This is a genomic window from Cypionkella sp. PAMC25878, assembly GCF_058135695.1.
In genome coordinates, this window is the sequence record NZ_CM176871.1 from 364,145 (window position 1) to 387,492 (window position 23,348).

Genomic DNA, 23,348 nt, shown 5'->3' on the forward strand with positions numbered 1-23,348 from the left:
CATCATGATGATCCATCACCCCGATTTCACCCTCACCCCAAGTGCCGCCCTGATGGCTGCCGCTAATGCGGCCACGCGTGCAATCCCGCCGCTGTTTCCGCTGGCCGCCAGCGTTGCGGTCAACCCGTATCTGGGCCAGACCGGTGACACTTTGGCGATGACGGCGGCGCGTCTGGGCCGGGTCGCGGGAACGCCCGTCACGCAACCGCGCGACTGGTATCTCGCGCGCATCGCAGATGACCGACATGCCGACGCCCAAAGCGGGCGATCTGGTCAGGATCGGGCTGGAGGACTTCATCCTTCAGGGCGAACCGAAACTCGACCGCGAACGCCTGATCTGGATGCTAAACACGAGGACGCCATGAAACTGAATGTCAGCTTCAACCCCGACCTCGTCGCGCTGATGCGCAAAGAGGTGGCGGCAGGCCAGAAAGCGGTTTCGACCACGATGACCCAAGCCGGGACCAGCCTCAAATCTGCCTGGCGAGCGCAGATCACCGGCGCGGGTTTGGGTCAGCGCCTTGCCAACACCATCCGATCGCAGACCTATCCGAAAGGCCGCAACAGTCTGGATGCCGCCGCCCTCGTCTGGTCCAACGCCCCAGTGATCATCGGCGCACATGACACCGGGCCGCTGATCCGCTCAGGCAATGGCTTTTGGCTGGCGATCCCGCTTCCCGCCGCAGGCAAAGCGCTGGGCGGCAAGCGGATCACGCCCGGCATGTGGGAACAAAAGACCGGCCTGCGCCTGCGTTTTGTCTATCGCAGCCGGGGTCCAAGCCTGTTGGTCGCCGACGCCGTGCGGCTGAACACGCGCGGCCAGGCGGCAGTTTCCAAGTCAAAAACCGGGAAGGGTCAGGTGACTGCACCGATCTTCCTGCTGGTGCGACAGGTTAAACTGCCGAAACGGTTGGATCTAGCGAGGGATGCAGAACGGGCGCAGGCGGCCATTCCGGGCAGCATCGTGCGCAACTGGGTCGACGGGCGGGTTGGCCAATGACTGCTATGCGGACGAAGCTGCCGCTCGCTGCATCTGCCCCAATGGCCAGTTTGAATTAGCCACACCCAATCACGCAATCTATCGAGCTTGAGATTCATCTTCACAACTAATATCGACTGCTGGGCACTGATGGAGTTTTGCTCTCGCCAGATTTCTGGGCGATTAGGGCGACAAAGAGGGCGAAGGTTTGAAGACTAGAAATGCGACGAAAGCAGACGCTTTTGCTATCCAAGCCCTGACGCGGGGAGCCTATGCGAAGTGGGTTCCGTTGATAGGGCGCGAGCCTTTGCCGATGACGGTCGATTACCATGATGCCGTCACGCAACATCTTTTTCGACTTGTGCACGTGGGCGAAACATTGGCCGCTCTCGTCGAGACGGTCACAGAAGCTGATCATGTTTTGATAGAAAATCTTGCCGTTTTACCTGCTTTTCAGGGCAATGGCTTCGGGCGACGGTTGCTGAACCTTGTTGAACAGACCGCAAAGGCCGAAGGGGCGATGCGGATCAAGCTTTACACCAACAAGCTGTTTGCCGAGAACATCGAATTCTACTCGCGACATGGCTACACAATTGATTTTGAAGAGCCGTTCAAGGGCGGCATGTTAGTTTATATGAGCAAATCATTGGCACAAGTAACTTAGCCTGCTCGGTTGAGCGGTCGTTGGCCGCACCGCGCAGCATTGTTAAGTTGGGCTCCTTGCGGTTGTTGGCTACGCCATCAGATTTGGAAAGACCAAATGCCCAGCATCCGCGAAACCATTCTAGCCGCCCTTCACGCGCGGTTGCAAACCCTTGCCGCCCCAGTGCTGCGTGGCGATGTGCTGCCCGAACGCATTCCTGCCACGGGCCTGATCATCCTGCGCGACGGCAAGCCTGGCGATCCGGAGGTGACGCTGTCGCCGCTGACCTATTTCTATGAGCATCGCGCTGAACTGGAGGTGGTGATCCAGGCCGGGACCGGGCGCGATTCGCTATTCGATGTGCTGACCGCGTCCATCGGCGCGGCGCTGGCGGCTGATCGCACCTTGGGCGGTCTTTGCGACTGGGTCGATGCGGAAGCGCCTGAGCCGGTCGATCTGCCCATCGAAGGCGCTGCAGCGTTGAAAGCCGCCGTGATCACCGTGGTGCTGCATTACGCGACCCAAGACCCACTTACCTGATTTCCCTCACGAAAGGACACTGACATGGCACGCGCACAAGGCGCGCGGGCGCAGATGGCGCTTGCGTTCGAGACTGTTTACGGCACCCCGCCGGGGTCTGGCTATACCCAGATGCCCTTCATCACCAGTTCGCTGGCGGCGGAACAGCCGCTGCTGGCATCTGAGCTTCTGGGCTATGGCCGCGATCCACGCGCGCCACTGTTGGATGCGATCACCACGGACGGCGATGTCGAGGTGCCGATCGATGCGGTGGGTTTCGGCTTCTGGTTGAAGGCGGCCTTCGGCACACCCACCACCGCTGGCACGGTGGCCGCAACCGGGTCGATCACCTTCTCGACCCAACCCGCCGTAAACGGCACCCTGACGATCAACGGCACGGCCTTCACCTTCGTGGCGTCTGGCGCGACTGGCAATCAGGTCAACATTGGCGCCAACCTGGCGGCGACCATGACGGCCCTCGCAGTGGCGTTGAACGCCAGCGTCGTCACCGGCGTAGCGCTGGCAACTTACACCGGCACGGCCACTGCGCTGACCATGGTACATGACATGCTTGGCAGCACCGGAAACACCTTCTCGCTGGCCACGTCCGTCTCGCCCGCCTCCAACGGCACTGTGTCGGCTGCGACCCTGACCGGCGGGTTGAATGCCCACACTTTCCTATCCGGCAGTTGGACCCTGCCCAGCATGTCTATCGAAGTTGGCATGCCGGAGGTGCCGCGCTTTGCCATGTATTCTGGCTGCGTGCTGGATTCACTGTCATGGCAGATGGAGCGGTCTGGCCTTCTCGGGGCCAAGGCTATGCTGGTGGCGCAGGGCGAAACCATTGCCGCCGCCACCGGTGCCGGAACACCCGCTACCATGGCCCTGAAGCGGTTCGGCCATTTCAACGGATCCATCAAGCGCGATGGGGTGGCGCTGGGCAACATCGTCTCGGCCGATGTGACTTATGCCAACAATCTCGACCGGATCGAAACCATCCGTTCCGATGCGAAGATCGACGGTGCTGACCCGACCATCGCGGCGTTGACCGGCAAGATCGAGGTGCGCTTTGCTGACACCACGCTTCTGACCCAAGCCATCAACGGCACGGCAGCAGCACTGGAATTCTCCTACGCGCTGGCCAGCGGCGAAGGCCTGACGCTGACCGCCCATGCGGTCTATCTGCCGCGCCCCCGCATTGAGATCAAAGGTCCGAAAGGCGTGCAAGCGTCCTTCGACTGGCAAGCCGCCTTGGCCACCAGCCCGGCGCGGATGTGCACCATCGTCCTCGTCAACAACATCGCAGGTTACTGATGATCCGGATCCAACTTTCCCCCGAACCGCAATGGTTTGAGCTCGGCTACGGCGTGCGCCTGCAGCTTCTGCCGCTGACCACGGCGCTGATGGTCGCTACCCGCTCCGACCCTGCCGTGCAGGACCTGAACGCCGATGCCAGCAACGACAACCGGGCGGCGGCCTTCGCCGCAGCTCTCGCTCGTCGTGCCGTGGTGGATTGGGAGGGTGTGGGTGACGCGGACGGCACTGTCATCGCCGTCACACCCGATGGCATCGACGCGTTGCTGTCGCTCTGGCCGATCTTCGAAGCGTTCAACCTGCTGTACGTCAGCCACGGCATGCTGCTGGACGCGGAAAAAAACGGCTCTGCGCCCTCGCCGACTGGCACTTCAGTGGGGGCGACAGCTATTGCCAGGCCTGTGAAACGCAGTGCCCGGAGTGCCCCGCGCGCTTGAACCAGCCGCTCAGCCTCGACGGCTGGCAAGTCTGGGATCTGGTTGGCCGTCTTGGTGGCCAGGTGCGCGTGGCGGGAAAAGCCGTGCTGGGCTGGGACATGAGCGCGGCCATGGCGCTGGCCCAAGCCCTCGGGCTGAACCCGATGGTGGTGGCGGAACTGCTTCCGGAGCTGGAGGCGGTCATGGTCCGCCGCATCAATGAGAAGATCGGAGAGACTGATGGCTGAAAAGCGCGTTTCCGTCCGCCTCGCGGCGGTCGGCGGCAAACAAGTGCGGGCGGAACTGGAAGGTGTCGGTGACGCCGGGGTCAAGGGCTTTGGCCGCATGTCCAAAGAAGCGGAGATCGCCAATGCCAGGCTTGCCGCGTTTTCAACCCGGGTGAAGATCGCGGCGGCGGTGGCCGTGGCAGCAGCTGCGGCGGCTGGGATCGCGATGATTCGCTCGGGGCTGGAGACAATCGACGCACAGGCCAATCTGGCACAATCGCTTGGCACCACCACCCGCAGCATCCAAGTGCTGACCTTCGCGGGTGATCTGGCCGGAGTCTCGATGGACGAGATCGCGGCCGCCACCAAGAAACTGACGCTGAAACTGTCTGATGCGGCGGGCGGAACCGGCACGGCGGTCGATGCTTTGCAACGGCTGCATCTGACGGCCACGGATTTGCAGGCCCTGCCGCTCAATGAGCGCATCGTGGCCATTCAGGATGCGCTGGCGAAATTCGTCCCGCCTGCCGAGCGGGCGGCTGTGGCATCGGCGCTCTTTGGCGACAAGGCGGCCCCCGCTTTTAGCCGGATCGATTCTGCCACTCTGCGCCAAGCCTCCCAGGACATCACCGATTTCGGCGTGGCGGTGTCAGACCAAGACGCTGATCAGATCCGGACGGCCGGTGATGCCATTGATCGGCTCGGTCTGGTCTGGCTCGGTCTGACCAACCAGCTGACCGTCGCGGTCGCCCCGGCGCTGGAAATGGTGGCCAATGCGCTGGCCGATGCCACGCGGGTCGGTGGGGTGTTCCAGACCAGCATCAGCTTCCTCGGCGACCATATCGGCGAGATTGCCAGCATCGCGGGAGCCTTCGCCACCTTCTTTGCCGGGCGATTTGTCATCGCGCTGGGCGCTGCCGCGCTGGGTGTCAGTGGCTTTTCGCTTTCCCTCACAGTTTTGAAAGGGGCCCTGATCCGCACCGGCATCGGTGCCTTGATCGTCGGCGCGGGTGAACTGGTCTATCAGTTCTCTAAGCTGGTCGAGGGCGCTGGCGGCTTCGGCGCGGCGCTGGGCCTCCTCTCTGATCTCGCCAGCGAGGTCTGGGATCGGATTGGACTTGACGTTGATGCCGTCGTCGCCAGCCTTCAGGCCAGCTGGTCTGGCATCACCGCCACCGTGGCCGACGCCATGCAGGGCGCGCTGGAGGCGGTGGTCGGCTTCGGCAATTCGTCGGCTGGGGTGTTCCAGGGAGCTTACGATGCAATGAAGGCAATCTGGGGAGCATTGCCTGCAGCCATCGGAGACTTCGCCTTCCAGGCCGCGAACGGGTTGATCAGCGGCGTCGAGGCGATGCTGAACGGTGTCGTCACCCGGATCAACACCTTCATCTCCGGTTTGAATGCGGCGCTCGACATGCTGCCCGACTGGGCCACCGGCGAGGGCGGCATTCAGATCGGCACCCTCGATCCGGTCGCGCTCGGCCGGGTCGGCAATCCATTTGAAGGGGCGGCAACTGCGGCCGGAGCCGCCGCAGCCGCTGCCTTTCAGGCGGCGATGGGGAAGACCTACCTCGAGACGCCCGACCTCGGGCTTGGCACCATGGCCAGTGACGCCCGCGACCGGGCCGCCGCTTATACTGAAGCCTCCGGCATGCTGACCGACGCCGCCACCAGGCCTCTTGCCAGTTGGCAAGCGTTGCAGGCAGCGATGACCGCAGCCGGAACGGACGGCTCAGCGGCGCTCGATGCCGCCACAGTTGCGGCAGTTGGCACCACCGACGCCCTCAACGACGCAGGCACTGCCGCAGGCGGGGCCGGTGCGGAGGGCAAAGCTGCCGGGGAAGCGGCTGCTTCTGGCGCGGACACTGCGGCCACCGGCTGGGCAGCAGTGACGGCGGCTTTGTCTGACTATGCGGCCAAGGCCCGCGATATTGGCGCCGATGTCGGCCAGGCGCTGGTTGGGGCGTTTCAGAGCGCCGAGGACGCCGTGGGTAATTTCGTGAAGACCGGCAAGCTGAGCTTCGGCGACCTCGTCACGTCTATCCTGGCCGATCTGGCGAAACTCGCGGCGCGCAAGTTCATCCTCGGCCCGATTGCCTCTGCGCTTGACGGCGTGCTGGGTTCGTTCGGTGGTGGCGGGTTGTTTGCCGGTATGACCGGGGCGGCGGTCCATCATGCCGGTGGCCTGGTCGGCGGCACGGCCCCAATGCGGGCGGTGCCGGTCATGGCCTTCGCCGGAGCACCCCGGATGCATTCGGGTGGCTTTGCCGGTCTGCGCCCCGACGAGGTGCCCGCCATCCTGCAGAAGGGCGAACGGGTGCTCTCCCGGCGGGAAACGGCAGGCTACGGCGCAGGTGGGAACGTCAGCATCACGATCCAGACCCGCGATGCGGAAAGCTTCCGTCAGTCGCGCACGCAGGTGGCATCGGACATCGCCCGCGCAGTTTCGCTGGGCAGGAGGGGAATGTAGTGGCGTTTCACGAGATCAGGTTTCCCGACAATATCAGCCGGGGCGCGCGCGGCGGGCCGGAACGGCGCACGCAAGTCGTCGAGCTGGCAAGCGGTGATGAGGAGCGCAATGCCAGCTGGGCCAACTCGCGGCGCCGTTATGATGTGACTTACGGCATCCGCCGCTCCGATGATCTGGCAGCCGTGGTGGCCTTCTTCGAGGCGCGCAACGGGCGGCTCTTTGGCTTCCGATACAAGGATTGGGCGGATTACAAGTCCTGCATCCCGTCAGCCGCACCTGGTCCGAGCGACCAGCTGATCGGTACTGGCACTGGGCTGCAGACATCCTTTCCCTTGGTGAAGCGATACTCATCCGGCGGTGTGGACTATGTCCGGGCCATCAAGAAACCCGTCGTCGCAACCGTCCTCATGGGCATCAACGTGCCAGAAGGCCCTCAGCTGCTGACCAGCTGGAACAATCTTCAGACGGGCTGGTCCAACACCGGCGCGACCGGGGTCAACAGCGCCGCAACCTTTGGATCCTTTGTCAACGCCTACGACCTTGGTGTATCCGGCGCGGGCCTGCGCCAACACACCGCCGCCGCGACGGTCTTGTCGGGGTCGGTGTACCGCGTGCAGGCATGGATCAAAGCCGGAACCTCCGCGCAGGCTCGTCTTAACGTGCGCTGCCAGCCGGGAAACCTAGATACCGACATCCGTGGTACTTATGCGGCCCCCGCAATTGTCGGGACGGCGGGTGGGACCATCGCAAATGTCTCGTCCACCGACCTTGGGGGTGGCTTCTGGCTCTGGAGCTTTGACATCACCGTCGGGCCAGGTTTCACCGGGGCGCTGATCGGCGTGGGCAACATCACTGCCGGAAACACAGTTACGATCCTTGGCACGTCGTTCCGCCAGCCGCCCTTCGCCGGGCCCGCCTCGGGTTACACCGTCGATCATGCGACCGGGCTGGTGACGTTCAGTGCGCCGCCCGTCTCCGGGACCACGATCAGCGCCGGGTTCGAGTTCGATGTGCCGGTGCGCTTCGATACCGATATGCTCGACGTCACCCTCGATATCGAACGGCTGGGGTCGATTACATCCATTCCGCTGATTGAGGTGCGGTCATGAAGTCGCTTTCCCCTGCGCTGCAAGCCCATCTCGACGATGGCACCACCACCCTGTGCTGGTGCTGGCGGATTTCCCGCTCGGACGGGGTGACGCTGGGCTTCACGGACCACGACCTGATGCTGGCCTTCGATGGCACGGATTTCGAACCAGAAAGCGGATTTGCCGCCTCCGAAGTGCGCTCTGGTTCCGACCTTTCTGTCGATGCGCAGGATGCAGAGGGCGTGCTTTCCTCGGATCGCATCACCGAAACCGACATCATCGACGGGCGGTGGGACAACGCGGCGGTAGAGTTGTGGCGCGTGAACTGGGCCGATACCAGCCAGCGCGTCCTGTTGCGCCGGGGTGCGGTGGGTCAAATCCGGCGCGGGCGCATGGCTTTTGTGGCCGAAGTTCGCAGCCTTGCGCATGTGCTGGGTCAGACCGTCGGGCGGACGTTTCAGGCCAGTTGCGACGCGGCGCTGGGCGATAGTCGCTGTGGCATCGATCTCGAAAACGCCGCCTACAAGAGCAGTGGCGTGGTGACCGACCTGCTGCGCGACCGGGCATTCCTGGCGTCGGGCCTTTCCGGGTTCGCGGCGGGCTGGTTCACTTCCGGCACCCTCACCTGGACCAGCGGTGCCAGTGTCGGGCGGATCACCGAAGTGCTGGGCCACGGCTTAACCGATGCCATCGCATCCCTGACCCTGCTGGAAGCGCCGGTGCGCAGCATAGCAGAGGGCGACAGTTTCATCGCCCGCGCTGGCTGCGACAAGCGCATCGCGACCTGCGGGGCCAAGTTCGCCAACACCGTCAACTTTCGCGGCTTTCCCAACATCCCGGGTCAGGATGCCGTGCTGCGCTATGCCAGCCGGGACGGCAGCAATGATGGGACGGTGCTGTGATGACCGCCGATCCCGACCGCGTCGTCGCAGTGGCCCGCTCGTGGCTCGGCACGCCCTACCACGATCAGGCCAGTCTGCGCGGGGTTGGCTGCGACTGCCTTGGGCTTGCGCGAGGGGTCTGGCGAGAGGTTGTCGGAGACGAACCCTTTCCGATCCCGCCCTACAGCCGGGATTGGGGCGAGACGGGGCCGCGTGAAGTTTTGGCGGACGGCGCGCGCCGCATGATGCCGGAGATCGCGCTGGCGGACACCGGTCCTGGCGCACTGATCCTGTTTCGCATGACCCCGCACGCCATCGCCAAGCATGTCGGGATCCTGACCAGGCCTGACAGCTTCATCCACGCCTACGAACGCCTCGGGGTGATCGAGGAAGTCCTAACCCCGACTTGGCGACGGCGCATCGCCTTCGCCTTCCTGTTCCCGCGCTCCAGCAGCATTTGAGATTTTCATCATGGCAACTCTTGTTCTCGGGGCCGTCGGCTCCGCGATTGGCGCTGGCTTCGGCGGCACCATCCTTGGCTTTTCGGGGGCGGCCATCGGGGGCTTCATCGGCTCCACTATCGGATCGGCCGTCGACAGCTGGATCGTGTCATCCTTGGCCCCGGCGCAACGCATCGAGGGTGCGCGGCTCGACAGCTTGCGCATCACCTCCTCGACCGAAGGGGCGGTGATCCCGCGTCTTTATGGTCGGATGCGGCTTGGCGGCAATATCATCTGGGCCACCGATTTTCGCGAAGAGACCCGCACCACCAGTCAGGGTGGCGGCAAAGGTGGTGGCGGCCCGAAGGTTACCACCACCGAATACCTCTACTTTGCCTCTTTCGCGGTTGCCTTGTGTGAAGGGCCGATCACCGGGATTGGCCGGGTCTGGGCCGATGGCAAGGCTCTGGATATGACGGGCGTCACCTGGCGCTGGTATCCCGGCGATGAACTGCAGACGCCGGACCCGTTCATTTCTGCCAAGATGGGGCTTTCGGGCACCCCTGCCTATCGCGGTACAGCCTATGTCGTGCTGGAAGAGTTGGACCTCACCCCGTTCGGCAACCGCCTGCCGCAGATCAGCTTCGAAGTGTTCCGCCCCTTGGCCGACCCAGATACGGCGGAGGGCTTGGTACGGGCCGTCACCATGATCCCGGCCTCGGGCGAATTTGCCTACGCCACAGTACCGGTCAAAAAATCCAGTGGCTCCGGCAGCGCCACCGTGGCGGAGAACCTGAACGCCATCCCCGAGACGCCCGACATTGTCGTGGCGCTGGACCGGCTGCAATCCATGGCACCTGCGGTGGAAAGCGTGTCGCTGGTGGTGGCGTGGTTTGGCGATGACCTGAGGGCGGGCAATTGCAAGGTCCGCCCCGGCGTCGAAGTGGCGGCCAAAACGACGACACCCTCCTCATGGATGGTGAATGGGGTTTCCCGCGCCAATGCCTTCCTGGTCAGCCGGGACGCCGAAGACCGTCCCTTATATGGTGGCACACCGGCGGATTTCGCAGTGGTGCAGGCGATCCAGGAGATGAAGGCGCGCGGGTTGCGGGTGAACTTCTATCCCTTCCTGCTGCTCGATGTGCCGCCCGGCAATACCAAACCGAACCCGTACAGCGCCAATGCCGCCACCTTGGGTCAGCCGACCTTCCCCTGGCGCGGTCGGATTACCTGTTCCCCGGCGGCAGGTTATGCGGGATCGGTGGACAAGACCGGCACCGCCGCCACGCAGGTCGCGGCCCTGTTCGGAACGGCCACGCCCGCCAGTTTCAGCGTTTCTGGTAGCAATGTCAGCTGGACTGGCCCGGTCGGCGAATGGTCACTGCGCCGGATGATCCTGCATTATGCCTATCTCTGCCTCGCAGCCGGTGGGGTCGATGCCTTCCTGATCGGCTCGGAATTGCCGGGCCTGACGACGATCCGAAGCGGGGCCGCGATCTATCCCACCGTGACCGCCCTGAAATCCCTCGCGGCAGATGTGCGTGCCATCCTCGGCGCTGGCAGCAAGATCGGCTATGCAGGCGATTGGTCTGAATATTTCGGTCACCATCCTGCCGACGGCAGCGGCGACGTCTTTTTCCACCTCGATCCGCTCTGGTCGGACGCGAACATCGATTTCATCGGCATTGATAATTACATGCCGCTGTCGGATTGGCGCGACGGCTTTGATCATGCCGATGCCGCTCTGGCACCAGCCATCTATGACCGCGCCTATCTGCAATCCAACATCGCGGGTGGCGAGGGGTTTGACTGGTTTTATGCCAGCACATCGGATCGCGCGGCGCAGATCAGAACTGCCATAACCGATGGCGCGGCGGGCAAAACATGGGTATTCCGCTTCAAGGATCTGCGCGCCTGGTGGCAAAATCCACATTTCAACAGGCCGGGCGGGGTGGAAAGCGGCACGCAAACAGCATGGGTGCCGCAGTCTAAGCCGATCTGGTTTACCGAACTGGGCTGCCCGGCCATTGATCGCGGGACCAACCAGCCGAACGTGTTCTTTGACCCGAAGTCATCGGAAAGCTTCACGCCGTATTTCTCGCGCGGCTGGCGGGATGATGCGATCCAGCGCGCCTATCTGGAGGCTACCTATCTTTTCTGGGGCGCTGCGGCGAATAATCCGACCTCGGTGATCTACGGCGACAGAATGGTCCATGTCCCCGAATGCGCCGCCTGGACCTGGGATGCCCGGCCCTATCCGTTCTTTCCCGAACTGACCGATGTCTGGACCGACGGCCCGAACTGGCGGCTCGGCCATTGGCTGACCGGGCGGCTCGGGGCGGTGTCCCTGGCGGCCCTCCTGCGCCATCTCTGCCTGCGCGCTGGCATGGCCGAAGCCCTGATCGACGTCTCCGGCCTCTGGGGTGCGGTTGAGGGCTATGTCATCTCGGCGCTGGAAGCCCCGCGCGCCTCGATTTCCACGCTGGCCCGGCATTTCGGGTTCGATGCTGTGGAAAGCGAAGGCCGCATCCGCTTCCTGATGCGCGGCCGCGTCGCCACCGCCACCATCATGCCTGATGCGATGGTCGCCGCCACCTCTGCAAAGGGCGACGTGATGGAACTGACCCGGGCGCAGGAATCTGAGCTGCCGCAGGCGCTAAAATGGCAGGTTGCCCGCGCCGACGAGGACTATGACGCGGCCCAAGTCGAAGCCCGGCGCATCACCGTCGACACCAGCCGCATTGCTTCGGAGAGTTTCCCGATGGCGGTGCCGCCGGAGGAAGCCGAGCGCCGCTGCCGCCGCGCGTTGATGGAGGCTTGGGTCGGGCGGGAAAGTGCCGTTTTCAAACTGCCACCTTCGCGGCTGTCGCTGGATCCCTGCGACGTGGTGCTTTTGGACCATGATGGCCGTCTGACGGAACTGCGGCTGGTGACGATTGCGGACTCGGATTTGCGCGGCATCGAGGCCGTGCGCCAGGACCGGGCGGTCTATGATCTGCCGCCCGGCGATGCCCGCCCCGCCTCGTTGTCTTCGCCTGTGGTATTCGGCGCACCCGACGTGATGTTTCTCGATCTGCCGCAACTATCCGAGGATCAGCCTGCGCATCGCCCCTTTTTTGCCGCCCATGCCGAACCTTGGCCCGGCGTAATGGCCGTGTTCCGCAGCGCGGCCACCGATGGTTTTGCCCTGCTGACCACCTTTGGCACCCGAGCCAAGATGGGCGTATTGGCGGCGGATTTCTACGCTGGGCCGGTGTCGCGCCTCGATCTCGGCAATGCGCTGGTGATTGATCTGTTCTCAGGCACCTTGGAAAGCGTCACCGACATCACCCTGCTGGGCGGGGCCAATGCGCTGGCCGTAGAGTCCAGTCCCGGACAATGGGAAATCGTCCAGGCGGGGTCGGCCGAACTGATCGCAGCAGGGCGTTACCGGTTGACCCGGCTTTTGCGCGGCCAGCGTGGCACCGAAAACGCTGTGGTCAGCCTCGTGCCAACCGGCGCGCGCGTCGTTGTTCTCGATACCTCAGTGGCACCTTTGCCCATAAGCGAGGCCGATCTTGGCTTGCCGTGGAATTGGCGCATCGGCCCAGCCTCTCGCCCGGTCAGCGACGAGACCTATGTCGCGGCGAGTTTCACGCCAGCGGGCGCTGGGCTTCAGCCGTTCTCGGTGGCCCATGTCGAACAGCCATGGCGGATGGCGCGCAGCCCCGGCGATCTGACAATTCGTTGGACACGCCGGTCGCGGTCGCTCGCCGCCGACACTTGGGGCGCTGGCGATGTGCCTTTGGCGGAAGACAGTGAGGCCTATGAGGTGGAAATCCGTGACGGACCGGCCGTTAAGCGCACGCTGACCACGACGACGACAACCGCCCTCTACACCGCTGCCCAGCAGATAACCGATTGGGGTGGGCTGCTCGCGCCAGGCAACAGCCTCCAGCTTCGCATTTATCAGCTTTCCGCCCTGATCGGGCGGGGTGCCGCGCTGTCTGTCACCCTAACCTTCTGAAAGCAGGACCATGTCCGACATCACCACCCACCTGCTGCTGCCCTACATCCTGGCGGCACAGGCCCAGAAGCATGTCACCCACAATGAAGCCGTTCGACTGCTGGATGCCATTGTCCAGCTTTCGGTTCTGGACCGGGATCTGACAGCCCCACCCGCGTCCCCCGCCGATGGGGATCGCTACATCGTGGCCTCGGGCGCGACCGGTCTTTGGGCGGGCTGGGATCTGAATGTGACAACCTGGGTCGACGGCGTCTGGATGCGTCTGGTGCCACGCCCCGGCTGGCTGGCATGGATCGCAGACGAGGCCACATTTTTCGTCTGGAACGGTTCCGCTTGGCAATCTGTCGGCGTGCCACAGGACGTGTCCGATGCCATCTTCAGTCTGGTGAATGACGTCGATCCGACAAAACGGGCACTGTTTTCTCTGTCAGGCATCAGCACAGCCTCGACCCGGACATTCACGCTGCCCAACACATCGAGCGAGTTGGCGATCCTTGCAGGCACCCAGACTTTCAACGGTAACAAGACATTCTCGGGCACCCTGACCGCGTCCGGGACCGTGACGATGTCCGGCGCGGCGGCCACCATTGGCACGTCGGCGGCGACCGCCACTTATGGGATCGGCACCGGGGCCACCACGACCGGCCTCACCAAGACCGTGAACCTCGGCACTGGCGGCGCATCCGGATCGAACACCGTGGTCAACATCGGTTCCGCTACGGCAGGCGCGGGCGGCACCACAGTCGTGAACACGCCTACTGTCACCTTTGCCAATGCCGTCACGCAGGTGGGCATGCCTCAGGCAAATCTCACCGCACAGCTCTTAGGGCTGGGCGGGGCCACCGCCGATGCCACCAACCGGCTGAGTGCCAATACGCCGAATGTGCTTCTGAACAACGCTGGCGCATCCATCGATGTGACGGTGAACAAGAACGCCGCCGCCAATGATGCCTCATTCAGCTTCAAGACCGGTTTCTCGGTGCGGGCGTTGTTCGGCACGCTGGGCAGCGATGATTTCACCCTGAAGGTCAGCCCGAACGGTAGCAGCTTTTTCGACGCGCTGATCGCAGATCGCAATACCGGACGGGTGCGGTTTCCCGTCGGTGTCGCGCTGACTGGCCTTGCCGCCGATCCGGGTTCGCCTGCCGACGGCTGGCTCTGGCATAATTCCACCACCGGGCAGTTGCGCGCGCGGCTTGGTGGCGCCACCCGCATTCTTGCCGACCAGGACGTGCCGTGGATCAGCCCGGCAGCAGGGGATTATGCGCTGACCTCCAGCGGTGCCGGTGGTGCCGCAACAGGTGTCTTGGCCGGGGCGGCGGGCCGGATCGATCTGTTCCCCTTCATCTCGCGCGACGACATCACCGTCGACCGGCTGTCGGTCAACGTCACCACCCTGATCGCTGCGGCGCTGGGCAAGATCGTTCTTTACGCCACCGATGCGACTGGGCGACCGGCAACATTGATCCTGGAAACGGGCGATCTCGACTTCTCAACCGTGGGACTGAAGGAAGCGACCGTCGCCCAGAGCCTGCGCCGCGGCATCACCTATTGGATCGGCATCCGGCATTCCTCCACCGCGATCCTGTCGGCATGGGCCTCGACCGCCACGCCCGATCTGAACGGCGGCACCCCGGTCACCACGGCCCGCAAGGTGCTGCGCCGGACATTGGCCTACGCCACTGCCGCGCCGGGCACCTGGGGCTACCTCGCATCCGAGACTAACGCCGGTCCCGGCAGCGCCATCTGGTTGCGAGCGGCGTGATGGCTTCAACGCGGAAATCACAGCAGTATTAACAGAAGTGGCAAAACCCATGATCGAGAACAACGAACGCGGCATCACCATCAACAAGGCGCTGGCTTGGACCATGTTGGTTTCGGCCACCGGGCTGATCTGGTGGGGTGGCGGGACATTGGCCTCGCTCCAAGGGGCTGCCGACCGCCTCACCTCCGCCCTGACCGAAACCCGCGAGATGATCATGGTCGAGCGTGCCAGTTCCGCTCAGCTGGAGGCCCGCGTCCGGGTTCTGGAAAACAGCGCCACAAGGCAGGACACGCGCTTTGATGCGCTGTCGCTGTCGATCAACGAGCTGAAACAACAGGCGCGCGAGACCAACGCGCTGTTGCGGGAACTGGCGCAGCGCCCCTGAACCACACAACCCCAACCAGGACTCAACCACCCCGACCCGCTCGCAAGGCGGGTTTTTTGTTGCCCGCTAATGGGCAGAAAGAGTGATCCCATGAACACAAACTCCGATGACGCCATCCGCCTGATCCAGAGCGGATTGGACAAACTTGGCCACAGCCCGGGTACCATCGACGGCCGCTGGGGCGTCCGGACTGCCCGCGCGCTACGGCAACTGATCTCCGCCAACGGTCGCCCGGCATCACTGTCACCGCAAGGCCCTTTGCCATGGATTACCGAGGCGAAAACCGCGCTGGGCCGCAATGAAGCCCGCGACCGCTCTTGGCTGATGGATTGGCTGAAACGCGATGGACGCAGTCTTGGCGATCCGGCCAAGAACCCTTGGTGCGGGGATTTCGTGGAAACTTGCATCCGCATGGGTCTGCCCGAAGAACCGCTGCTTGGCCCGCTGGGCACCAATCCGTATTGGGCGCGCAACTGGCTGCTGTTCGGCCAGGAGACCAAGCCGGTCATCGGCGCGGTGCTGATTTTTGAGCGCGGCTCCGGCGGCCATGTCGGCTTCGCCGTGGGCCAAGACGACACGCATTTCTTCGTCCTCGGCGGCAACCAATCCGACGCCGTCACCATCGCCCGCATCGCCAAGTCGCGTCTCCTCGGCGCGCGCTGGCCCGCAACCTACCCGCCCCGCCTCCAGCGCCTGCCGACCATGAAGCCGGGCGAATTCCTCACCACCACCAATGAAATCTGAACTGGAGAAAACCATGCTGAAACCTGCAATCCTTGCCCTCATCCGCCAAATCCTCACTGTCGCAGGCACTGCGCTGGTCGCCAAAGGCTATGTCCAAGCATCCGACATAGAACCGGTGATCGGCGCGCTGCTGACCATTGGGTCGGTTGTGTGGTCTGTCGCGGACAAGCGGAACCGATAGGCATCAGGGGCTTGGCCCGTTTGTTTCGCTACCGTCGGCGCTTGCCTGCGGAACTGCGCCCGCTCGGCTCGCGGGGCAATTGCGCTTTCCCGAGGCAAGTTGGGTAACGTACACAGCCCAGAAAGGTGCTGTGCGGGCCAGTGCGTTCCACCAGCCAGCCATCAGCGCATTCCGGGCAACTGGGGTGCACTTTCCCGCAGTTGCACTTGGCTTGCGGCGCACCCTTTACCCGCCGCGGCAGGGCAGCGCCGCATTCCGAACAGGCAGGCAGGAAATTGCCGCAGTGCTCGGAATGCTCGCAGCGATACCAAGTCCGAGCGTCTTGACCTTGCACACTCAGCAGGCGGCCACCGCACTCGCCACATTCATGGACTTCCTGATCGGTGCCGGGCGGTTGAACGATCCCATAGGCGGGATCCTTCGCAAGTTCGGTGACAAAGGCCGACGGTCGGGCATTCGATGCGAGGATGGTCAGGGTGCGCCGCGCCCGCGTCATCGCAACGTACATCACGCGCCGTTCCTCGGCGTTCTGAAACGTCTCCTCGTCGGGCGAGACCAGTCCCAGCAGCGGATCATCGACGATCTCCGATGGAAAGCCCACCCGCCCGCTGTCGGCGTTCAACAGAACCACATGATCTGCCTCCAGTCCTTTTGAGGCATGGATGGTTTTGAAACTGAACGTCAGACGCGGAAACCGCCGCCGCAGATCCTGTAGGTCAGGCTCCAGATATCGATACCGCGCCAGCAGCAGCACGCTTGCCGTCTTGCCAGCCGGGTCTAATTTTGACGACAGCACGGTCAGCACATCTGAAAGCGCCTTCTCACTCTCGTTCTTTGCCGTCGCCACAATCCTTATGGCCGGTTCGGTCGCGATTCCTGCCGGAACGATCTGCTTCTGGATCTGCGCCGGGTTTCTGAGAACAAAGGTTCTGGCCGCAAAAGCGATCTGGTCAACCGACCGGAAGGTTCGGCCCAGATCGACCGTTCTATGAATGGCGGCTTCCCCGTCAAAGGTTCCACCAAACTCTGCCCCAAACTTGCGCATCAGATGGATGTCGGATCCGGCAAAGCGAAAGATCGACTGCCAGTCATCGCCGACGGCGAATATCCGAACGTCCGGATGCTGCCCTTTCAGCGCCTTCACCAGCCGCGCGCGGCTTTGCGAGATATCCTGAAACTCGTCGACCAAGATGTGGCGAAACGGGCTGAGATATTTGCCAGTCTCTACATAATGGGCTGCCCGCAGGATCATGTCCTCAAAGTCGATCCGACCTGTCAGGCGCTTTTGATATTCCTCAAACACAGGCGCAAAAACCGCGAGGAACGCCCGGCCGCGCTTGCCAAGCTTCATTTTGTCGGATGTGCTTTCGCAGTGCTCCAGGCTGTAGCCGCCGCTTTTGAACTTGCGCAGGAATGTCCCGAGCAACTGCGAAAACGTATCAACCTGCTTCATTTCGATGACGCGGTCATAGATCGTGTCAGCTGGCCGGGGTTTCAGCTTGGCGTGTGGCGCGATCTTTTCAGCCAGACCGGTCAGCAAGCGCCCCTCTTGCCGCTCATAGCTGTAGGTTTCGATCATGGTGGTTTCGTGCGTGGCATGAACCTCGCGCTTCCATGCCATGCTGGCCAGATAGTCCTCGCGGTTGACAAATGGCGCGGTGGTCAACCGTTCGGTGCCATCCGCCATCTTCTGACGCCGCACCCCGAAGTGTTCGATGTAGACGCCGCTTTCGGTAAGACGGAAATCCGGCTGATAGTCGCGCCGCCCAGTCTCGGGCAGCTTCGGTTCATAGACGGGTTCGTATTCGTACTCGACGCCGTTTTCATAAAGCCAGTTGGCGATCTGCAGCTCTTCGTAGCTTTTGACCTTTTCGCCTTGCAGGGTGCGCAGATCCTGCTGCTCCATGTGGGTGTAGAATTCGTGCTTGGTCTTGAAGTCCCACTCCGTCTTGGGCTCAACCAGAAAGTGCGCGAACCACTCTATGATCGCACGGGACACAGCGGACAGCGTGTGAACGAGGTCTTTCAGGATCTGCTTCATCAAGGCGGTGAAGGCCGCATCATCGGTGGCATGGTCGGCAAGCGCTGGCTTTGACCCTTCCACGGCGCCGATGATGTCATAGGCAAGCGCGTGAAATGTCCGCGCCACGATGGCCTCACCGGATCGCGCCTCGACCCGTTCCGACATTTCCGCAGCCGCATTCTTTGCAAATGCCAGCAGCAGGATTTCGTCGGGCTTTCGGATCCCAGCTTTGACCAGGTAAGCCGCCTTGGCGGTGATCACGCTGGTCTTACCCGATCCGGCACCGGCCAACACGAGGGTCGCATCTTCATCCACCACGACAGAAAGTCGCTGTTCGGCCGTCAGCGGCTTGCTTTCGATGGTGTCGAAGAATTGCTTCCAGCGATCCAGTTCAGAGGCGACAAAGACCGATATCGCATTTGCCCGCGCTGCCCGGGGATCAGCCACGAACTTGCGCACAAGGGATACGCGCTCTGCCCTGTCCGTCCCGATTGCTTCTGACTTCAGCTTCGAGAGCAGGGTGGCATTGAGGGATCGCGCGTCCTGAAGAACCAACGCCAGACTGCAGGCCGCAGGATATCGGCCTGGTCGCGCCAACCCGGAAACAGCGGCATGAAGCCGATCGAACCGGTGCGCTTCGCGGTCAAACGCACCCGTGTTGAAGCTGATCCACGCGGCTTTGACGCTATCCGCAAAGGCGCGTGCATCGGCATGACTGGCACCGTGCAAGATGAGATTGCTTTGCCCGGACGACTGCATTGACAGCGTCGTTCCAAGTGCGCCCTTCCGAAGGGCTGGGACCTCGCCAATATCCGCCAACGAAACCGACGCGGGCATGCTTCGTCCGGTGACCAGAAGATGATCGCCCTGCAACTCAATGGCGCGCGCTGTCGCACCAAAGGGGTTCACGAGAAATCCGAACAGTGGTCTTTGTTGCAACCGAATCAATAGCATGTGCCCTGTAAACCATCCCAAGCAGCTTGCGCTTTGGTCCCTGGCGTCTGCAACCATGTTTGCCATGCACAAGAGTGCGCACATCGAAAGCTCGGAAACTTGCGCGCGTCTTCATTTTTGCTTATCTTGAAGACACAAACCGGAGGCCGCCATGTCCCAGACCACAACGATGACTGTCCGCATCAGCGGCGCGCTGAGCGAGTTCGTGGCGTCGAACGTAGGAGAGAACGGGTCCTACGAGAACATCAGCGAATACGTCCGCGACCTGATCCGGCGCGACAAAGAGCGGGCCGAGCAGGAAGCGTTCAACCGGCTTAAGGCTGAACTGACGCGCGCCTTCGCGGCGCCGGAGGAAAGCTATCGCCCGTTGACCGCCGCCGAGGTGATCGCCCGGAATCGGGTCTGACATGATGGCCGTGCGCGTCCAGGAAGCTGCATCGCTGCGGCTTGACGAGATCTACCGGTACACGCGTGATCGCTGGGGCGTTGAACAGGCTGATCGCTACATCACCGAACTGTTTGCAGCATTCGACAAAATCGAGGTGCACGGCGTCGCGTCGCGGCCCATCCCGGCAGAGTTCGCCATCGATGGCTTCTACTTCAGGCACGAGCATCATTTCGTTTACTGGCGGCGGCTGTCGAACGGCGACATCGGTATCGTGACGATCCTGCACGAGCGGATGCATCAGATGGATCGGTTCCGGGACGACCTGCCCGACTGATCTTGGCCAGCAATGAGCCGATTGTTTGGCCCGCGTAGGGGGGACTCGCAAAACGTTGACCAGGTGTTGACAAGAATTTTGAATGACAAAAGCCGAGCGTTTTGCTCGGCTTTGAAGTCTTTGATAAGACGTGTATTTTTGGTTGCGGGGGCAGGATTTGAACCTGCGGCCTTCAGGTTATGAGCCTATGGACCCGGAATTTCGCTAATCGTTTAAATTCAGCAACTTAGCCGACAAGCCTTTGAAATCGCAAATCCTTCTGGTTGCCGCTCGGCAGCGTTGGCCGGTTTTCGAAGGATCACAGCGGGTTGGAGCGGGGCAAAACTGCATACGTGGGTTGAGGTGGCGTTGAGGTGAAATCACTTGATGAACAGGCAGGCACCAAAAGGTAAGCACGCCGAAGAATACTTGCATGAATAATTCGAGATTGCTTTCGTAAAAACGGCCATGTATGATCGCCATCAGACCAAGAGGGGCAAATCATGCCGATACCGAACCAAGAAGCAGTGAAGCCCGTGCTCGACACCGTGCGAGACCAGATCCTTGGCGCCGTGCGCGGCGCTTGGGAGGACTGGCAGGGCAGCGAACAATCAATCACTTGGCGGGTGAAGCGTAGCAGAGCGAACTTCGTTTGGGAGCAAATCATCGACCGGGCGCATCGCGCTTTCGCCGAGATGCGCCACGTGGTCATTATAGATGGCGGGGAATCCTTCAAGTTCCTCGTTCAGGACGAGGTCCTGTTTCGATTCAAGAAGGCCGACGAAACTGGCCGCACCTCGAATGTTTCTACCCAGTTGGCGTTGGCCTTCCACGACCATGAGCAAGGTTTGTTCGGGTTGCCGGAGGTTCAACGTGTCGAAGTTGTTTACAAATTGAACCGGCTGGAGACGTCCGTCGCAGATATTTGCGTCGTAGCGCGTGACGGCGACAAAGTCGTCTGGGAATATAGCCTCCTGGACGAGGCAGAAGTAATTGTTCCGCTGCCGTTCCCGGCACCGGCTATCGATCCCGAGAAGCCGGCTGTTCGTCTGGTCAAGGCGCGGGAAGCGCCTGCCCCAGAACGCAAACAGCAAGACTGATCATGGCAAACCAATTCAATCCGGACCTGCTGCGCATCGCGCGGCAGGCACGAGGGTGGAGTCAGGCAGAACTGTCCAAAAACTCCGGCATCTCGCAAGCCAATCTGTCGAAACTGGAAAATGGCCTCATCGGCCCTTCCGATGATGTTTTGGAGAGTGTTTCTCGGTCGTTGCAGTTCCCACAAACTTTCTTCTTCCAAACTGACCGAGTGATCGGATTGCCGGTCAGCGTTCAGTATAGGAAGCGCGCAAGTGTTGGTCAGCGGTCAATTGAACGCCTAGAGGCTGAATTAAACGTTCGAATTCTGCATGTTAGACGATTGCTGTCCGCAGCCCAGTTCGATGCGGAGTTGGTGCTTCCACGCCTTGATGTGGATGAATTTGGAGGAGACCCAGAACGTATAGCGGACTTGGTGCGACGCACTTGGCTTGTGCCGTCAGGTCCGATCAGAAACCTGATCGGATGGGTTGAACGGGCGGGTTGCATCGTGATTCACTGCGATTTTGCTGCTCTGGCAGTCGACGGCGTTACTGTCCAAATTTCGGATATGCCTCCCTGCATCTTTCTGAACAGAAACCAACCCGCCGATCGACAGCGTTTCAGCCTTGCGCATGAGCTTGGCCATGTTGTCATGCATCGAGTGCCGTCGCCTGAAATGGAAGATGAGGCAAATGCATTTGCGGCGGCAATGTTGATGCCTGCGCGCGACATTCGACAATATCTGAGCGGACGGCGCCTCACGATTCAACACTTGGCAGCCCTGAAACCTGTTTGGCGTGCTTCGATGGGATCGCTCTTGTATCGTGCCAAAACGATTGGCGAGCTCAGCGAGAACCAAAGCCAGTATCTTTGGCGCCAAATGAGTGCGATGGGCTACAAGCGGTCAGAGCCGCCAGAGCTCGATTTCAAGGCGGAAGAGCCAAGCGTACTGCCAGAGATTATTCGGATTCACCTTGAGGATCTGGGTTACGGGCTGTCTGACTTGTCAGAGATACTGCACTCCACCGTCGACGATGTTCGAGCGATGCATCCTTTGCCAGGACCCTCTACGCATCTCCGAATTGTGAAGTGATCTGGCACGCGCAAAGGCAAAGATAGGCCAACGCCAAATCTACCGGAATATCCTTCTCTGCCTCAATTCCGGTCTCCGCCTGCATTCCGGTCCCTTCGGCATGCTTAGCTTGATCTGGGCGCGAATCCACGCCTCATGTCGGGACGAGCGAGGGAGTGCGGACCATGGTCAACAGACTGAAACTGAACGAGAAAACTGTCCGGGAGGCCGAGAACCTTGGGCGGGACTACCAGATCTTCGATACCGATGTGCGCGGGTTTTCAATCACCATCTACCCTTCCGGCAACCGGGCCTTCACCCTCGACTACCGGGTTGGCGGGCGGCAGCGGCGGATGACCATCGGGCGCTGGCCGGAGTGGACCACGGTGGCCGCGCGCGAGCGTGCCAAGGATCTGCGGCGCGAGATCGACGAGGGTGTCGATCCGTTGAACCAGCGCGAAAACGCCCGCGAAGCCCCGAGGGTCAGCGACATGACCAAGCGGTATCTTGAGGAACACACGCCGCACTTGGCCGCCCGCAACGCTGCCGACCAACACACCATCATGGCCAAGCTGGTCGAGCCGGACTGGGGCAGGAAGCTGGTGACCGAGATCACCAAGGCCGATGTCGAGAAACTGCTGACCAAGATCGCCGCTGGTCGTGCCCGCCCCTCCAAGGCCAAGCCCAACAATCGGGCGAAGAAGCTTCAGGGCATGAAGCCGACGCCGGTGCGAGCCAACCGGGTCGGCGAAGTGCTGCGCAAGATGTTCACGCTGGCTGTCGGCTGGGGTTGGCGCGAGGACAATCCTGCCAGCGCCTTCCGCCGCAGGATCGAAAATGAACGCGAACGGTTCCTGACGCCGGAGGAGATCGGACGGCTGGCCAAGGCGCTGGATGGGGCGAATGATCAGCGCGCGGCGGGGATCATCCGGCTCTGCATGTTGACCGGCGCGCGGTCGGGCGAGGTGCGTCAGGCGCGGTTTGAACAGTTCAACCTCGAACTCGCAAGCTGGTCAAAGCCTGCCGCGACAACCAAACAGCGCAAGATCCACCGCATCCCGATCTCCGGCGATGTGGCGGCCATCGTGCGCCAGCGCGGGCTCTTGGTGCCGAAGGGCAATCCGTGGCTGTTCCCCGGCGACACGCCCGGCCAGCCGGTGAAGGAAATTCGCCGGTTTTGGGTGGCCATCCAGAAGGAAGCAAACCTGCCAGAGGTCCGGATCCACGACCTGCGCCACACCTTCGCGTCGCTGCTGGTCAGCGGCGGGGCATCACTGGAGATGATCGGCAAACTGCTGGGCCACACGCAAATGCAGACGACCCAGCGCTATGCTCACCTGATGGATTCGCCCCTGCGCGATGGGGTCAACGCCGTGGCAAGCATCTTCCGGCCCCGACCGCAGCTGGTCCATGATGCCGATCAGGAAAAGAAGACAGCGTGAGGCGGAAACATCCGCCCC

General features: G+C 62.2%; 19 protein-coding genes and 5 pseudogenes. 23 read left to right on the forward strand and 1 reads right to left on the reverse strand.

Features of this window, described 5'->3' with window-relative positions; translation table 11 throughout:
- Positions 1-7 precede the first annotated feature (7 nt).
- The 18 genes and pseudogenes from ACS5RD_RS01635 to ACS5RD_RS01720 form a co-directional block, all read left to right on the forward strand.
- Positions 8-256 (forward strand): annotated as a pseudogene (locus tag ACS5RD_RS01635) (putative inorganic carbon transporter subunit DabA); the annotation flags it as partial.
- A gap of 105 nt (positions 257-361) precedes the next feature.
- Entirely contained in the window at positions 362-1,000 is a 639-nt protein-coding gene (locus ACS5RD_RS01640; protein ID WP_489931437.1) for a DUF6441 family protein, read from the forward strand.
- Positions 1,001-1,187: 187 nt separating this feature from the next.
- A complete protein-coding gene (locus ACS5RD_RS01645; protein WP_489929707.1) occupies positions 1,188-1,643 on the forward strand; it encodes a GNAT family N-acetyltransferase in 456 nt (151 codons plus the stop codon).
- Between the two features lie 96 nt (positions 1,644-1,739).
- Entirely contained in the window at positions 1,740-2,162 is a 423-nt protein-coding gene (locus tag ACS5RD_RS01650) for an acyl-CoA transferase (RefSeq protein WP_489929708.1), read from the forward strand.
- A gap of 24 nt (positions 2,163-2,186) precedes the next feature.
- Positions 2,187-2,474 (forward strand): annotated as a pseudogene (locus ACS5RD_RS01655) (phage tail tube protein); the annotation flags it as partial.
- A 306-nt stretch (positions 2,475-2,780) separates the two neighbouring features.
- Positions 2,781-3,455: pseudogene (locus ACS5RD_RS01660) on the forward strand (phage tail tube protein); the annotation flags it as partial.
- Positions 3,455-3,892 (forward strand): phage-derived protein YdaY family protein, encoded by a 438-nt coding sequence (locus ACS5RD_RS01665; protein WP_489929709.1) that lies wholly within the window; start codon positions 3,455-3,457, stop codon positions 3,890-3,892. The pseudogene ACS5RD_RS01660 and the gene ACS5RD_RS01665, both read left to right, overlap by 1 nt.
- Positions 3,889-4,119, forward strand: a complete 231-nt coding sequence (locus ACS5RD_RS01670; RefSeq protein WP_489929710.1) for a DUF7697 family protein — start codon at positions 3,889-3,891, stop codon at positions 4,117-4,119. Before ACS5RD_RS01665 ends, ACS5RD_RS01670 begins: the two co-directional genes overlap by 4 nt.
- Positions 4,112-6,568: a phage tail tape measure C-terminal domain-containing protein gene (locus ACS5RD_RS01675; RefSeq protein ID WP_489929711.1), complete on the forward strand. Its 2,457-nt coding sequence runs from the start codon at positions 4,112-4,114 to the stop codon at positions 6,566-6,568. The genes ACS5RD_RS01670 and ACS5RD_RS01675 overlap by 8 nt, the downstream gene beginning before the upstream one ends.
- Positions 6,568-7,080 (forward strand): annotated as a pseudogene (locus tag ACS5RD_RS01680) (phage distal tail protein, Rcc01695 family); the annotation flags it as partial. The gene ACS5RD_RS01675 and the pseudogene ACS5RD_RS01680, both read left to right, overlap by 1 nt.
- A gap of 405 nt (positions 7,081-7,485) precedes the next feature.
- Positions 7,486-7,677: pseudogene (locus ACS5RD_RS01685) on the forward strand (DUF2460 domain-containing protein); the annotation flags it as partial.
- Positions 7,674-8,558 carry a DUF2163 domain-containing protein gene (locus tag ACS5RD_RS01690; RefSeq protein ID WP_489929712.1) on the forward strand — a complete coding sequence of 295 codons (885 nt, stop codon included), beginning with the start codon at positions 7,674-7,676 and terminating at the stop codon, positions 8,556-8,558. The pseudogene ACS5RD_RS01685 and the gene ACS5RD_RS01690, both read left to right, overlap by 4 nt.
- The gene (locus tag ACS5RD_RS01695; protein WP_489929713.1) at positions 8,558-8,998 is read left to right on the forward strand and encodes an NlpC/P60 family protein; all 441 of its coding nucleotides are present in this window, start codon (positions 8,558-8,560) and stop codon (positions 8,996-8,998) included. Before ACS5RD_RS01690 ends, ACS5RD_RS01695 begins: the two co-directional genes overlap by 1 nt.
- Positions 8,999-9,008: 10 nt before the next feature.
- A complete protein-coding gene (locus ACS5RD_RS01700; protein WP_489929714.1) occupies positions 9,009-12,983 on the forward strand; it encodes a baseplate multidomain protein megatron in 3,975 nt (1,324 codons plus the stop codon).
- 10 nt (positions 12,984-12,993) lie between these two features.
- On the forward strand, positions 12,994-14,748 hold the full coding sequence (locus tag ACS5RD_RS01705) for a DUF2793 domain-containing protein (protein WP_489929715.1): 1,755 nt from the start codon (positions 12,994-12,996) through the stop codon (positions 14,746-14,748).
- Between the two features lie 49 nt (positions 14,749-14,797).
- Positions 14,798-15,133 carry a hypothetical protein gene (locus ACS5RD_RS01710; RefSeq protein ID WP_489929716.1) on the forward strand — a complete coding sequence of 112 codons (336 nt, stop codon included), beginning with the start codon at positions 14,798-14,800 and terminating at the stop codon, positions 15,131-15,133.
- Between the two features lie 90 nt (positions 15,134-15,223).
- Positions 15,224-15,877, forward strand: a complete 654-nt coding sequence (locus ACS5RD_RS01715) for a TIGR02594 family protein (protein ID WP_489929717.1) — start codon at positions 15,224-15,226, stop codon at positions 15,875-15,877.
- Positions 15,878-15,890: 13 nt separating this feature from the next.
- Positions 15,891-16,058: a Pam3-gp28 family putative phage holin gene (locus ACS5RD_RS01720; RefSeq protein WP_489929718.1), complete on the forward strand. Its 168-nt coding sequence runs from the start codon at positions 15,891-15,893 to the stop codon at positions 16,056-16,058.
- 28 nt (positions 16,059-16,086) lie between these two features.
- Here the strand turns inward: ACS5RD_RS01720 and ACS5RD_RS01725 are convergent, their stop codons facing one another.
- Positions 16,087-18,918, reverse strand: coding sequence for a UvrD-helicase domain-containing protein (locus ACS5RD_RS01725; RefSeq protein ID WP_489931438.1), 2,832 nt, complete (start codon positions 18,916-18,918; stop codon positions 16,087-16,089).
- Positions 18,919-19,186: 268 nt separating this feature from the next.
- On the opposite strand from ACS5RD_RS01725, the gene ACS5RD_RS01730 reads away from it, so the two are divergent.
- From ACS5RD_RS01730 to ACS5RD_RS01750, 5 genes are all read left to right on the forward strand, one after another.
- A complete protein-coding gene (locus ACS5RD_RS01730; RefSeq protein WP_489929719.1) occupies positions 19,187-19,441 on the forward strand; it encodes a ribbon-helix-helix domain-containing protein in 255 nt (84 codons plus the stop codon).
- A gap of 4 nt (positions 19,442-19,445) precedes the next feature.
- On the forward strand, positions 19,446-19,757 hold the full coding sequence (locus ACS5RD_RS01735; protein ID WP_489931439.1) for a type II toxin-antitoxin system RelE/ParE family toxin: 312 nt from the start codon (positions 19,446-19,448) through the stop codon (positions 19,755-19,757).
- 482 nt (positions 19,758-20,239) lie between these two features.
- On the forward strand, positions 20,240-20,836 hold the full coding sequence (locus tag ACS5RD_RS01740; RefSeq protein WP_489929720.1) for a hypothetical protein: 597 nt from the start codon (positions 20,240-20,242) through the stop codon (positions 20,834-20,836).
- Positions 20,837-20,838: 2 nt separating this feature from the next.
- Entirely contained in the window at positions 20,839-21,909 is a 1,071-nt protein-coding gene (locus tag ACS5RD_RS01745) for a helix-turn-helix domain-containing protein (RefSeq protein WP_489929721.1), read from the forward strand.
- 164 nt (positions 21,910-22,073) lie between these two features.
- A complete protein-coding gene (locus tag ACS5RD_RS01750) occupies positions 22,074-23,330 on the forward strand; it encodes a tyrosine-type recombinase/integrase (protein WP_489929722.1) in 1,257 nt (418 codons plus the stop codon).
- Positions 23,331-23,348: the final 18 nt, after the last annotated feature.